13 protein-coding genes and 1 pseudogene are annotated in these 12,688 nt (G+C 65.7%); 6 read left to right on the top strand and 8 right to left on the bottom strand.

Features of this window, described 5'->3' with window-relative positions:
- Nucleotides 1–97: 97 nt before the first annotated feature.
- Entirely contained in the window at nt 98–1,126 is a 1,029-nt protein-coding gene (locus tag J5M86_RS07875; RefSeq protein WP_244328265.1) for an LLM class flavin-dependent oxidoreductase, read from the bottom strand.
- Between the two features lie 52 nt (nt 1,127–1,178).
- On the opposite strand from J5M86_RS07875, the gene J5M86_RS07870 reads away from it, so the two are divergent.
- Nucleotides 1,179–2,540, top strand: coding sequence for an FAD-binding oxidoreductase (locus J5M86_RS07870; RefSeq protein ID WP_188061145.1), 1,362 nt, complete (start codon nt 1,179–1,181; stop codon nt 2,538–2,540).
- A 98-nt stretch (nt 2,541–2,638) separates the two neighbouring features.
- Here J5M86_RS07870 and J5M86_RS07865 read toward each other — a convergent pair whose 3' ends face one another.
- The 5 genes and pseudogenes from J5M86_RS07865 to J5M86_RS07845 all read right to left on the bottom strand — a co-directional run.
- Nucleotides 2,639–3,856, bottom strand: coding sequence for an acyl-CoA dehydrogenase family protein (locus tag J5M86_RS07865; RefSeq protein WP_188061197.1), 1,218 nt, complete (start codon nt 3,854–3,856; stop codon nt 2,639–2,641).
- A 5-nt stretch (nt 3,857–3,861) separates the two neighbouring features.
- Nucleotides 3,862–4,695, bottom strand: coding sequence for an SDR family oxidoreductase (locus tag J5M86_RS07860; RefSeq protein ID WP_188061146.1), 834 nt, complete (start codon nt 4,693–4,695; stop codon nt 3,862–3,864).
- A 149-nt stretch (nt 4,696–4,844) separates the two neighbouring features.
- A complete protein-coding gene (locus tag J5M86_RS07855) occupies nt 4,845–5,786 on the bottom strand; it encodes a pseudouridine synthase (RefSeq protein ID WP_188061147.1) in 942 nt (313 codons plus the stop codon).
- Nucleotides 5,783–6,922, bottom strand: a complete 1,140-nt coding sequence (locus tag J5M86_RS07850) for a methyltransferase domain-containing protein (RefSeq protein ID WP_188061148.1) — start codon at nt 6,920–6,922, stop codon at nt 5,783–5,785. The genes J5M86_RS07855 and J5M86_RS07850 overlap by 4 nt, the downstream gene beginning before the upstream one ends.
- Nucleotides 6,923–7,045: 123 nt before the next feature.
- A pseudogene (locus J5M86_RS07845) lies at nt 7,046–8,300 on the bottom strand (cation:dicarboxylate symporter family transporter); the annotation flags it as partial.
- Between the two features lie 21 nt (nt 8,301–8,321).
- On the opposite strand from J5M86_RS07845, the gene J5M86_RS07840 reads away from it, so the two are divergent.
- Genes J5M86_RS07840 through J5M86_RS15750 form a run of 3 tightly spaced genes read left to right on the top strand, consistent with a single transcriptional unit; the run spans nt 8,322 to nt 9,839 of the window.
- On the top strand, nt 8,322–9,137 hold the full coding sequence (locus J5M86_RS07840; protein ID WP_188061149.1) for a sensor histidine kinase: 816 nt from the start codon (nt 8,322–8,324) through the stop codon (nt 9,135–9,137).
- Nucleotides 9,134–9,559, top strand: a complete 426-nt coding sequence (locus tag J5M86_RS15755; protein WP_370587355.1) for a response regulator — start codon at nt 9,134–9,136, stop codon at nt 9,557–9,559. Before J5M86_RS07840 ends, J5M86_RS15755 begins: the two co-directional genes overlap by 4 nt.
- 49 nt (nt 9,560–9,608) lie before the next feature.
- Nucleotides 9,609–9,839, top strand: coding sequence for a FaeA/PapI family transcriptional regulator (locus tag J5M86_RS15750; protein WP_370587356.1), 231 nt, complete (start codon nt 9,609–9,611; stop codon nt 9,837–9,839).
- Here the strand turns inward: J5M86_RS15750 and J5M86_RS07830 are convergent.
- Together J5M86_RS07830 and J5M86_RS07825 are read right to left on the bottom strand one after the other, a co-directional pair.
- Nucleotides 9,829–10,275 carry a hypothetical protein gene (locus J5M86_RS07830; protein WP_190468139.1) on the bottom strand — a complete coding sequence of 149 codons (447 nt, stop codon included), beginning with the start codon at nt 10,273–10,275 and terminating at the stop codon, nt 9,829–9,831. The genes J5M86_RS15750 and J5M86_RS07830 overlap by 11 nt on opposite strands.
- Nucleotides 10,276–10,754: 479 nt before the next feature.
- Nucleotides 10,755–11,396 (bottom strand): DUF6318 family protein, encoded by a 642-nt coding sequence (locus tag J5M86_RS07825; protein ID WP_188061151.1) that lies wholly within the window; start codon nt 11,394–11,396, stop codon nt 10,755–10,757.
- Between the two features lie 158 nt (nt 11,397–11,554).
- Between J5M86_RS07825 and J5M86_RS07820 the strand changes: the two genes are divergently transcribed.
- Nucleotides 11,555–12,235: a 1-acyl-sn-glycerol-3-phosphate acyltransferase gene (locus tag J5M86_RS07820; RefSeq protein ID WP_188061152.1), complete on the top strand. Its 681-nt coding sequence runs from the start codon at nt 11,555–11,557 to the stop codon at nt 12,233–12,235.
- Nucleotides 12,225–12,623 carry an iron chaperone gene (locus tag J5M86_RS07815; RefSeq protein ID WP_188061153.1) on the top strand — a complete coding sequence of 133 codons (399 nt, stop codon included), beginning with the start codon at nt 12,225–12,227 and terminating at the stop codon, nt 12,621–12,623. The genes J5M86_RS07820 and J5M86_RS07815 overlap by 11 nt, the downstream gene beginning before the upstream one ends.
- The last annotated feature ends 65 nt before the right edge of the window (nt 12,624–12,688 follow it).

Raw genomic sequence — 12,688 nt, 5'->3', positions numbered from 1 at the left:
CGGACGCACGAGTGCCCGGGCTGGTTGGGGGTCAGCCTACTTATCACACGTTGTGACTTGAAAGTACATTCCGGCCGTGTTGCCTACTCGGTCGACATCAGTGCTGTGCTGTTGCGTCCAGGCCCCACGCCTGTGCCAGCGCCGCGTACGACTCACGGCGGGGCACCGGGTCGTAGGTGTAGGTGGTGACGATCAACTCGTCCAGCTCGTGATGGGCCACGAAGCCTTCCAGGCGTTCGACGACGTCGTCGGCGGTGCCGACAAAGCTGGCCTGGCCATTGGGGCGTCCGGCGAACTGCAGCAGTTCGCTGGGGATGACCGACGCGAGGTCGTCGACCGGCGGGAGCAGCGGCCCGAGGGTGCCGGTGCGCAGATGCACGCGCATCAGCTGGGCGGTGGTGAAGAGCCGCTCCGCTTCTGCATGGGTGTCGGCGATGAGCACGTTGACCCCGGCCATCACCGTCGGACGCGACACCTGCGCGGTGCGGGCGCTCGCGTCGAAGTGCTCCCGGTAGAGCGCCAGGGCTTCGTTGATCTGCTGCGGTGCGAAGTGCGACGCGAACGAATAGGGCAGCCCCAGGGCAGCGGCCACCTGGGCGCCACCGGTCGATGAGCCCAGCATCCACACCGGGACGTTCGTGCCCTCACCCGGAATCGCCCGCACGCCCCCCGGCAGCGATCGGGGAGTGCCAAGCAGATCGATGATGTCGACGACATCGGTGGCGAACGTATTCAGATCGGGGTTGCCGCGCCGTAGCGCTGCGGCCGTCATCGGGTCGGTGCCCGGTGCGCGCCCGATGCCCAGATCAAACCTGTCGCCGTAGAGCGTGGCGAGCGTGCCGTAGTACTCCGCGACCATCAGCGGCGCGTGGTTGGGCAGCATCACCCCGCCGCTACCGAGCCGGATGCGTTCGGTGTGTCGCGCAAGGTCGGCCAGGATCACCGAGGTCGCCGACGCCATGAAGGTGGTGCTGCCGTGGTGCTCGGCCACCCAGAGCCGGTGATAGCCGGAGCGATCCAGTTCGCCAGCCAGGATGCGCGACTGCTCGAAGGCATCCGGTCGGGACATCCCGTCGCTCAACGGGACGAGATCGAGGGCACTCAGGGGGATTCGTAGAGTCGACACGAATGGTCCAACCATCCCCCCGTCGAACTTCTTCCATGCCTAGGCTGAGCTCATGGACGCTGTGCAAGAACTGGTCGACGAACTCGGTGCGGACGTTGTGCGCACCTCATCCGAGCAGCGCGAGGCGTATCGCTACGACTGGGCACGTGATCCGGAGGCGGCACTGCCGGTGGCTGTCGTGCTGCCGCGCTCGACCGCGCATGTGCAGGCCGTCATGCGATGGGCCACCAAGCACCGCGTCCCGGTGGTTCCTCGCGGCGCCGGATCAGGACTCTCCGGCGGCGCCAGCGCTCATGAAGCTGCGCTCGTGCTGTGCTTGGAACGCATGAACGAAATCACGGTTGACCCCGCCACACGCACGCTGCGCGCGCAAGCGGGCGCACTCAACAAGGAGCTCAAGACGGCTGCAGCCAAGCACGGTCTCTGGTATCCGCCCGACCCCTCGTCCTTCGAGATCTCCACCATCGGCGGCAATGTCGCCACGAACGCCGGCGGCCTGTGCTGCGTGAAGTACGGCGTCACGGTCGACTACGTGCTCGGGCTGGAAGCCGTGCTCGCCGACGGCCGGGTCATCACCCTCGGCGGCCCGAGGGTCAAGGACGTCGCCGGTCTGCCGCTGTTGAAGTTGCTGGTCGGTAGTGAGGGCACGCTCGCGGTGGTGACCGAGGTGCTCTGCCGGCTGGTGCCGATCCTCGCGCCACCAGCCACGCTCGTTGCCACCTTCGCGGGCCTGACCGATGCGGCCGACGCCGTGGTGCGCATCTGCAGCACCACCCGCCCGTCCATGGTCGAGTTCATGGACAACGCATCGATCAACGCGGTCGAGGACTTCCAGCCCATGGGTCTCGACCGCTCCGCCGGCGCGCTGCTGCTCGTGCAGTCGGACGCGGCAGGTGAGTCACGCGAGTTGGAGATCGCCGCGGTGCGGCAGGCGTGCGAGGAGTTCGGCGCCACTGAAGTCTTCGAGACCGACGATCCCGAGGAAGGTGCGCTCTTCGTCGGCGCTCGCCGGGCGGTCTTCCCGGCGCTGGAACGCCTGGGTGCCTACATGTTGGAGGACGTCGGCGTGCCGGTGCCGCGCCTGCCCGAACTGGTCGACAGGGTTGCCCGGATCGCGACGGAGCAGCAACTGCTCATCACGGTCGTGGCGCACGCGGGTGACGGCAACACCCACCCGGTGATCGTCTACGACGGCTCCGACGAGGACGAAAAGACGCGGGCGGGGCAGGCGTTCACCCAGATCATGGAGCTCGCCTTGTCGTTGGACGGCACGATCACCGGGGAGCACGGCGTGGGCCGGTTGAAGCGTCCGCTCCTACGGCAGCAACTCGGTGACGACGTGCTCGAACTGCAGCACGGCATGCGGAAGGTGTGGGATCCGCTCGGTCTGCTCAATCCCGGCGCGGGGTACTGAGCCGGCCTCATCGAAGAGCCCGACCACGGACGAAGACAACTGAACAACACAGTGCAGCCCGCGAATCATTCGCGGGCTGCACTGTGTCACAACGGTTTTCAGCGAGGGTCTCGCGGCGCCATGTACTTGCGCAACTCGCGGCGGGCGATGGAGCGCTTGTGCACTTCGTCCGGACCGTCGGCGAGGCGCAGCGTGCGGATGCCGGCGTAGGCACGGGCGAGCGGGAAGTCGTCGGTGACGCCGGCTCCGCCGTGCACCTGGATGGCGCGGTCGATGATCTGCAGCGCGATGGTCGGGGCAGCCACCTTGATCGCCGCGATCTCGGTCTGGGCCTGCTTGTTACCGACGGTGTCCATCAGGTAGGCCGCCTTGAGGCAGAGCAGGCGCAGCATCTCGATCTCGATGCGGGCTTCGGCGATCCAGTCCTGGATGTTGGCGTTGTCGGCAACGGGTTTACCGAAGGTAACCCGCGCGAGTGCTCGCTTGCAGAGCAGTTCCAGAGCTCGTTCCGCCATGCCGATCGTGCGCATGCAGTGGTGGATGCGGCCCGGACCGAGCCGCGCCTGGCTGATCGCGAAACCCTCGCCCTCGCCCTTGAGCAGGTCGGAGGCAGGCACCCGGACGTCCTCGAACAAGATCTCCGCGTGGCCCTCACGGTCGTCATACCCGAAGACCGGCAGGTTGCGCAGCACGGTGATGCCGGGGGTGCTGGCGTCGACGACGAACATCGACTGCTGACGGTGGGTGTCGGCGTCCGGGTCGGTCTTGCCCATGACGATGTAGACCTTGCAGTTCTTGTGGAACGCGTTGGAGGAGAACCACTTTCGGCCGTTGAGCACGTACTCGTCGCCGTCCTTGACCATCGACATCTCGATGTTCGTGGCATCCGAGCTGGCCACGGCAGGCTCGGTCATGAGGAAGGCAGAAGCCATCTCCCCATCGAGCAAGGGACGCAGGTACTTCTCCTTGTGCTCGTCAGTGCCGAAGAGGGTGAGCACCTCCATGTTGCCGGTGTCAGGGGCGTTGCAGTTGAACACCTCCGGCGCGAAATGCACCCGGCCCATCAGTTCGGCCAGCGGGGCGTACTCGGAGTTGGTCAGCCCCGGGCCCCACTGCGGGTGCGGGTGGAAGAGGTTCCAGAGACCCTCGGCCTTCGCCTTCGCCTTCAGCTCTTCCAGGATCGCCGGCTGGTGGTGCGGGTCGCCCGACTCGCGCATCTGCTGCTCGTAGACCTCCTCCGCGGGGTAGACGTGGGCGTCCATGAACGCAGTGACCCGACGGTGGTAGTCGGCGCCCCGCTCGGTCATCTCGAACATCGTGCTCATTGGTTGTCCTCTCGGTTGTCCGCAACGTCGGATGTGGCCAGGAGCGATGCCTGGTAGCGGCGCATGCCGCGCAACCACCGCTCGTGGTCAGCGCTCTTCTGGCGCATCATCTCCAGCACCTGGGGGTGGGGAAGAATCAAGCAGCGTTCGTCGTACACCGCCTGCAGGACGGCGGCGGCCACCGCTTCGGGGGTGAGCACCTCGCCAGCAGTCAGTACGGCATTGGTGGCGGCTGCGCCGAGCACGTCGCCGCTGTCGCGTCCGGCATACAGCAAGGCCGTCTCCACGCCCATCGGGCACAGCGTGCTCGCCCGCACCCCGCGATCGCCGTAGGTGATGTTGAGCCATTCGGCGAACGCAACAGCCGCGTGCTTGGTGACGGAGTAGGTGGCCGAGCCGATCTGGGTCAGCAGTCCGGCGGCAGACGCCGTGCTGACGAAATAGCCACTGCCCGCTTCCACCCAACGTGGCACCAAGCGCTGGGCGGCGCGGATGTGTGAGCGCACGTTGATGTCGAAGCTGAGATCCCAGTCCGCCTCGCTGGCGTCCAGGCCCGGCGCGCCCGCGATGCCGGCGTTGGCGAAGAAGAGGTCGACGGTGCCGAACCTGGTGTCGGCGGCGTCGATGACGGCGTCGATCACATCGATGGACGAGATGTCGCCCACCACGCTGGCTCCGGCCTCGCCCAGTTGGGTGGCGACCCGTTCCACATCGGGGGAGACGTCGGCCAGCACCACCTTTGCGCCGTCCTGCACCAAGGCTTCGGCGAGGGCTCGGCCGATCCCGGCCGCTGCTCCAGTGACGATCGCGACCTTGCCGTCGACGTCCATCAGTCATCTCCTGATCGTGGGCGGATGTCACTTGATTCAAGCCGATGACGGCAGCCTGTGGTGGGCGGACCCTCCAGATTCGCCGTGATCCACCATGCCCGCCTCTATGCAGTGGAGGTCTCGGGCGCTCGACCGGCGCGCGTCGGCTGTCACTGAGCTGCAGTGTTCTCCAAGGGGAAGGCCCGCCGGCTCGTGAACTGCAGGGGTCGGCGGGTCACCGGATCCTCGAAGGCCAACGAGTGTGCGAGTAGTTGCAGCGGCACGCTGAAGTCGTCCCGTGCGCGGTGCACGATCTGCGGGTAGAGCGGGTCGCCGATGATCGGGGCACCGACATGGCCCATCGTCGCGCGCAGTTGGTGGGTGCGCCCGGTGACCGGTCGCAACTCGTAGACGGCATTGTCACCGATGTCCTGGGCACGGCGGATCATCGTGTGCGCGTTGGGTTGTGGATGGTCGGCATCGATGTGTGCGGCGGGCACCCCGTGTTCCTTCGCCAGGTGCAGCCTGATGTCCACCCACCGTTCGAATCCCTCGATCGCGGGCGCAAGCGCCAGGTAGGTCTTCTCGATCCGACGGGCGGCGAACACCTGCTGATAGGCGCCGCGCCAGTGCGGTTCCTTCGTGAGCAGCAACAGGCCGCTGGTGAGTCGGTCGAGGCGATGCGCAGGGCTCAGCGTCGGGATGTCGAGTTGCACCCGTAACCGGGCCACCGCGGTCTGCGTGATGTGCGCGCCGCGGGGCATGGTCGCCAGGAAGGGTGGCTTGTCGACGACGAGGATGCGGGCGTCCTCGTGGACGACCGGAATGTCGAAGGGGACGACCGGCTCCGGCTCGAAGGCTCGCCGCACGAAAACCACCTGACCGGCGACGAACTTCGTCTGCGCGGTGATAGCGCGCCCGTCTGTGGTTGCGAAATCACCGGCGGCGATCGCGCCGTCCACCTGGTCGCTGGTGAGCGAGGTGAAGCGGTCGACCAGATGGTCGCGCAGTGTCGTCCACGCACCGTCCATCGGCATCGAAACCCGCATGGCGTCGATGCCGTGCTCCTGGGGGAAGGGCGAGATCGGTCGGTGCCGCCGACTGCGACTCATTGTCTGCTCAGCAGCACGAGCACCTCGTGGTGCGGCGTCTGCGGGAACATGTGGAACAGCCGTGCCCGGTCGACCCCGAAGCCGGGCATCCGGCGCAGGTCGTCGGCCAGAGTGCGCGGATTGCAGCTGGAATAGATCAGGTGGTCCAGCGCTATCGCATCGAGTCGCTCGCACTGATCAGCTCCGATGCCGCGACGTGGTGGGTTGACGATCATCAGGTCGGGTTCGGGTGCCTGATCCAGTTGCGGGAAGGCATCTGCGGCGACGAACTCGAACTGTGTCGTGCAGCCTTCCGCACGTAGTTCGGTTGCTGAGCGGCGCGCGCTCTCCACCGCTTCGGATGAGCGCTCCACCCCGAAGACCTGCTCGACCGTCGGCCCCGCAGCATGCAGCCCGAAACCGCCCACGCCGCAGAAGAGGTCGACCACTGCACGCGGCGCGAGTTCCCGCGTCCAGTCGCGAGCTTGTGCGTAGAGCTGACCGGCGACGCCGGTGTTGGTCTGGAAGAAGCTCGCCGGTCGCAGGTGCAGGGTGAGGTCGTTCACCCGCATCGGCAGGGTCTGGTGCTCGGTGAGGATGATCTCCTCGTCACCCTCCATCACGGCGCGGTGATCAGGCAGAAGGTTGACCGACACCACTCGTACGCCTGGAATCCGTTGCTGCAGAACGGGAACCGCCCGCTGCACCTTGCTCAGCTGGCCGGTGGAGCGCAGCACGAAGCGGATCATCAGTTCGCCGTCGGGGGAGTGGGTGACCAGTACGTTTTTCAGCTCGCCGTTGCGGCTGGGTACGTCGTACGTAGTCAGTTCGGTCTGCGCGATCACCTCCCGCAACCCCGGGAGCGCGCGCGACAACCCGGGCTCGTAGAGCCCGCAGCCGGTGAGGTCGACGCCGTTGCCGGATCCGTCGAGGATGCCCAGTGTCGGCGCCCCGCGTCGTCCGCCCACCACCAGTTTCGCGTTGTTGCGGAAACCTTGCTCAGCGCCGTGAGCTGGCGGCATCCACGCTTCGGGCGAAACGTGGTCATGGAGGGTCGCGGCCACCGAGCGCGCACCGTCGTCCAGTTGTTGCGGGTAGGGCACGTTCATGAAGGTGCACGAGCGGCACTCGTGCCGATCGAAGTACCCGCACTGCATCGTTCGAGGATAGGCGCTGCCGACACCGACACCAGCACCGTCTGACCTTCGCGGCTCGTGTGCCTTTCCGAACACGCAGTGGGCGGGCGGCCGAAGCCACCCGCCCACTGCGATCCGCCCGTCTCAGGCCGGTTGGAGTTCCTTCGAAGCCTTCTCCTTCGAAGGCTGCTCGACCGCACCGCCGTGGTGGTCGTCGTCCAGCATCGTCGTCTCGTCGAAGGGGTCGTCGCCGCTCACGGCTTGCTGCAACTGCGCCTTGTCGAGGCCGCCGGTCCACGGACCGATGACCACCGTCGCAACTGCATTGCCGGCGAAGTTGGTCAGCGCGCGGCACTCCGACATGAAGCGGTCGATACCGACTACCAGGCCCACACCGTCGACCAGTTCGGCGCGGTGCGACTGCAGACCGCCGGCCAGGGTGGCCATACCTGCGCCCGTGACGCCGGCTGCACCCTTGGAGGCGATGATCATGAAGAGCAGCAGCGAGACCTGCTCGCCCAGCGAGAGCGGCATGTCCATGGCGGTGGCGATGAACAGCGAAGTCATCGTCAGGTAGATCGCGGTGCTGTCGAGGTTGAAGGAGCAGCCGGTCGGCACCACGACGCCCACGGTCGACTTGTCGACACCGGCGTGCTCCATCTTGGCGATGAGACGGGGGAGGGCCGACTCGGAGGAAGAGGTCGACACGATGAGCAGGAACTCACGACCGAGCTACTTGCACAGCGCCCAGATGTTGATGCCGGTGGCAGCGCGCAGCACGGCGCCGAGCACGATGAAGACGAAGAGCGCGGACGTGACGTAGAAGCCGATCAGCAGCACGCCCAGACTCTTCAGCGCACCTGCCCCGCTCTCGCCGACAACGCAGGCGATCGCGCCGAAGACACCCACCGGAGCGAGCCACATGATCATCGCCAGGATGCGGAAGACGAGCTTCTGCATGTGCCCAATTTCCCTTGAGGATCGGCTCGCCGGAGCGTCCCATTGCCTGGGGTGCGAAGCCGACCAGCAGAGCGACGAACAGCGTCTGTAGGACGTCTCCGGAGGTCAGGGACGACAGCAGCGAGTCGGGGATGATGCCGAGCAGGAACTCCTCGGTGCTGCCGTGGCCCTTGGACGCCTGCTTGGCGCCGGCAGAGGCCATCTCGTCGGTGACGTGCAGGCCGGAACCGGGGTGCAGCAGGTTGCCGACCAGGGCGAAGGTTGACATCGACAGGAAGTAGGCGAGGGCGAGACCGCCGACCTTCCCGACCTTGGCGGCGCTGCGCAGGCTGCCAATGCCCAGGACAATGGTGCAGAAGATGACCGGCTGGATCATCATCTTGATCAGCCCGACGAAGGCGGTGCCGAGCGACTTGAAGCCGACCGCGACGTCCGGTGCGGCTGGCGAATGACGAAGCGCGTGAACTTCTCGAGCTGCCGCGCAATCGCGTTGTCGCACGCCGTGGTCTCCGGTGAGACCGAGAGCGACGACGTCTACCTGGTCGGCGGTCGTGCCCCGGTCATCAACTCCGGACCGGCCCGCTGGGAAGGGGCTGATGTGGGTGCGGTCATGACCGTGCGTGATCGCACGGAATTGCAGTACGTGTCAGGCGAATTGGATGTTGTCCGGCGGCTCACTTCGGCGCTTCGCGCCCAGCACCACGAGTCGGCCAATCTCCTGCACACGGTGGTGTCGTTGATCGAGATGGACCGGTCGGAGGAGGCGATCGAGGTGGCGACCGAAGAACTCCAGATCACTCAGTTGCTCGCTGACCAGGTGATCGAGGACGTCGGTGATCCGGTGCTGGCGGCGCTGCTGCTCGGCAAGTCGGCAGAGGCGGCCGAGCGTGGCGCCTCGCTGGAGATTGTCGGTGAGGTGAGCGAGCAGCGGTGCACCATCTCCGGACGAGACCTCATCACCGTGGTCGGCAACCTTTCCGACAGTGCGCTGGACGCGGTCGGCGATGCCACTCCCGGCCGGGTGCGAATCGAAGTCGATTGGACCGCAGAGCGATTGGTGCTCGCGGCTGACGACAACGGACCGGGCATCGGGCCGGAGGATGCCGAGAACGTGCTGGGACGAGGCTGGTCGACGAAGGCCGGTCCACCCGGTTCCCGAGGCATCGGGCTTGCGCTGGTGCAACAGGTCGCGCAGCGATGTGACGGATCAGTGTCGATCGGTCGATCTGATCTGGGTGGGGCACGGGTTGAAGTGACGCTGAGAGGTCGATCATGACTGCTGCAGTTCTGGTGCTGATCGTCGAGGACGAATCCGTCTTCGCTCAAGCTCATGCCCAATACGTAGAGCGCACAGCCGGATTCGAGGTCGCCGCGGTGGTGCGTACGGTGCAGGAGGCTATGCGTGCGTTGCGCGCAGACGACACGATCGCGTTGGTGCTGCTCGACATGAACTTGCCCGACGCGCATGGTTTGGCAGTGCTGCAGCAGTTGCGCGCTTCGGGCCGCGGCTGCGACGTGATCGCGGTGACCGCCGCCCGGGACGTTGAGGTGGTGCGGCAGGCGGTGACGCAGGGAGTGTTCGCCTATCTGCTCAAACCATTCACCTATGCCTCGTTCCGCGCCAAGCTGCAGCACTATGGCGAGTACCGCGGCACGCTGGAGGAGACCCCGGGCTGTGGAGCAGGGCGACGTCGATGAACTACTGGGCGCACTCCGCGCGGCTCCTAGTTCGGCTCCGCCCAAAGGCATGAGCACCGAGACCCTCGACCAGGTGATCGGCGCACTGCGCGACCTCGACGGGGGAGTAGCGGCCGCTGAGGTCGGCAACGCCATCGGCGCCTCGCGCGTCACCGCCCGCCGCTATCTCGAACACCTCGCCGACTCCGGACGCGTCGTGCGCCGAGTGCGCTACGGCAGCCGAGGCCGCCCGGAGATCCTTACACGCTGGCGTGAATGCGGTCGGCTTCCTACTCGTTGACCAACTGGTTCTTCGTGGTCACGACTTCGATCATCGAAGACGGACCAGCGACGGTCGTCGTGCCGTCGAGGTCTGCCCAAGCGCCACCGTCCACCGAGTACTGACCGCCGTACGTCGTGGAGACGCTCACCGTGTACTTGCCGGCGCGTTCGTACGCGTGGGTGATGTCGCCGGTGGGGTACACGCCACCGCTCGAAGACGTCGGCCCACTGGTTGCGCCGTCGCCGTAGGTGAAGGTGTTCGACTTGAAGGTCGGCTTGATGCGCACCTGATGCCCTAGCAAGGTCACGGTGTTCACCTCGCTCGGAGCGAATCCCTCGGTCGGGTACTGCAACTGGAAGTACGTCGGCAAGGTGACCAACGTGCGCCCACCCACCGGTTGCATCGACACCGTCGGCTTGCTGAACGGGGTGCGCTCCCAAGCCGACTTGATCATCGCCAGCGTCAACCGTGGACGGGCGTCGGAATTGGGCACTACGGTCGGAAAGCATGTGCGCCCCACATGGGACCAGGCGCCCGGCTCCTCTGCTGGATCGACGGGATGAAGTCGCCGGTAAATCTCGCTCAACGGCCCTTCGCCCTCTTCGCATGCGACCAATGCGCTCTGGCAACTGGACTCTGTCTCTCGACCTGGCTCGTTACCCGAGCACGCGATTCGCGTCGTGTATTCGAACGGCACTTGCTGTATCGCGGGTTTGCTGCCGGGCTTGTCCGTGCTCGGAGCGACAGAGGACCGCTGTGTCTTTGGCAACGCGGCAGTCTCGGCCCTCGTGAAACCGGTGTGTATACCACCCTTCGAGACGTCGCAATCACGACATCTCGGGCCAGTCCCTCCAGCCTCTACATTCGGGGCGACACCAGCACTCAGGACGACTACGGCGAGTACGAGAACGAATCTCGCGGTGATTCGATTCGTCACGACGTAACGGACGGATCGTATTGAATCTCGGCCACGCGCCACCCACTGGCCGTCCAGCTGAGCTTGTGCACGCGTGCTCGGCTGGGCCCTGCGTCGAAAGTCTCAATAACTGCGTTGTTCTTGTCGACGATCGACACACGCGGCACGTCAACGACGACAGAAACGGTCCCGTCTGGATTCACAAAGCCGCGTTTGATGACGAACTGATCACCATCGAAGTGCTGGCTGTCCGATGCGACACTTCGGATCGTTTCCTCATGTGCTGCGCACGACTTGCATGTCGGTAGCGACAACTTAGAAAGGACACCGGCCCGGGGAGTTTTGCCGAGCCGGTTGAGTTCATTGGTAAAGAACCTCGCAAAGGCAATCGCACCAGCGTCCGTCTTGTGCTTTGCCGCCTCGGGCACGCCCGGCGCACCGGCATAGGTCGCATTGCTCGACTGGCTCGACGGTGCCGCCGAACTGGTCGTCGTATTGCTCGTCCTCGGTTGCGAACTTGACGACGATGTCGTGGTCGGTGCCGTCGACGACTCACCGGCTGACGAGTCGCCCGAACACCCCGCCACGGCAATCGAAGCCGCGGCGAGTGCTGCTACCCACACTCCCGACGACGCGCGTCGCCTGGTCGATTTCAGCATCGTTCCTCCCTGCTTCTTTCAACGGTGCTGCCACAGCATCTTGCGATGCGCACCCTCAAATCGGCGTTATTCACAGGTAAGAACTTGGCAAAGTGTGTGCAGCAGGAGCCACTACGGAAGAATCCGCCCAGACATCGTCGACCACGTGAAGGAACCTCATGAAGGCACGGAAGCCGTTGCGGTTGCAGGCGAAAGACGCCGCGGGTTTCGCGTTGGTGTGGACGGCTGCGAAGGTCGCTCACCGGGTTCGTTTCACCCGGTCGCACGACATCCCCGCCAAAGGCGCGGTCATCATCGTCGCCAACCACATGACGATGAGCGAGCCACTCGCAGTGGCACGAATGGTCATCGGCCACAGGCGGTTTCCGCACTTCTTGGCGATGCGGGAGGTCTTCTCGTGGCCGGTCATCGGGTGGCTGGCGCGGGCGACCGGACAGATCCCGGTGTCACGAGGTGCGTCGAACGCAGCCGCTGCCCTGGACGAGGCCGGCCGCAGGCTCGAACTCGGCCAGGTCGTGGTGCTTTACCCAGAGGGACGCCTGACCACTGAACCTGATCAGATGCCCGGTCCGGCCCGCACCGGCGCTGCCCGTTTGGCGTTGCGGTACCCGGAGGTCCCCGTCTTCCCGGTGGGTCTGTGGGGACCCAAGCAGGGCAATGACCATCTGTGGCACCGACATTCAGCGCATCTGAGTGTGGGGCCGCAGGTCGACCTGACCGCTTTCAACGGACGAACCGACGAGCAGGATGCACGCGAAGCGACCGAACTCATCATGGCCGCGATCCGCGTCCAAGTCATGAATGCTCGAGCCGGACACGCGGTGCGATATGCACATTGACCACGAAGCGACCAGGCCCGGATCTGAGTCGGCTGGCTCGCCCATCGCTGACTACCTGGAAACGCTCACGCCATTCCGGGCCGAGCGAATCCACGCCATCTACGAAGTGGCACGAAACACCGCGCCCGAAGCGACCGAGGGTGTCAAGTACGCGATGCCGGCGCTGGTGTTCGACGGCAAGGGACTGCTGTCAGTGATGTCGACCAAGAAGCACATCGGCATCTATCCCTACTCCAGCAGCGTCGTCGAACAGCTCGCCGAACCGCTTGCGGCACTGGGGGTCTCGACCACCAAAGGTGCCATCCAGGAGCCTGACAGCGTCGTCCTGCCCACAGAAGTGGTGGAGTCGATCGTGCGCGCACGACTTGAACAAATTCGCGGACGCTGAGGTCGCCACGACACCGGTTCGCATGGTCACCGTGAGACGACTTGGACGCCGCGAGGGTCGGTGTG

Origin of the sequence: Yimella sp. cx-51, from assembly GCF_017654605.1 — a bacterium.
Lineage (GTDB): Bacteria > Actinomycetota > Actinomycetes > Actinomycetales > Dermatophilaceae > Yimella.
The sequence above is the reverse complement of the archived record's forward strand: the minus strand, read 5'-3'. Positions and strand labels throughout refer to the sequence as shown.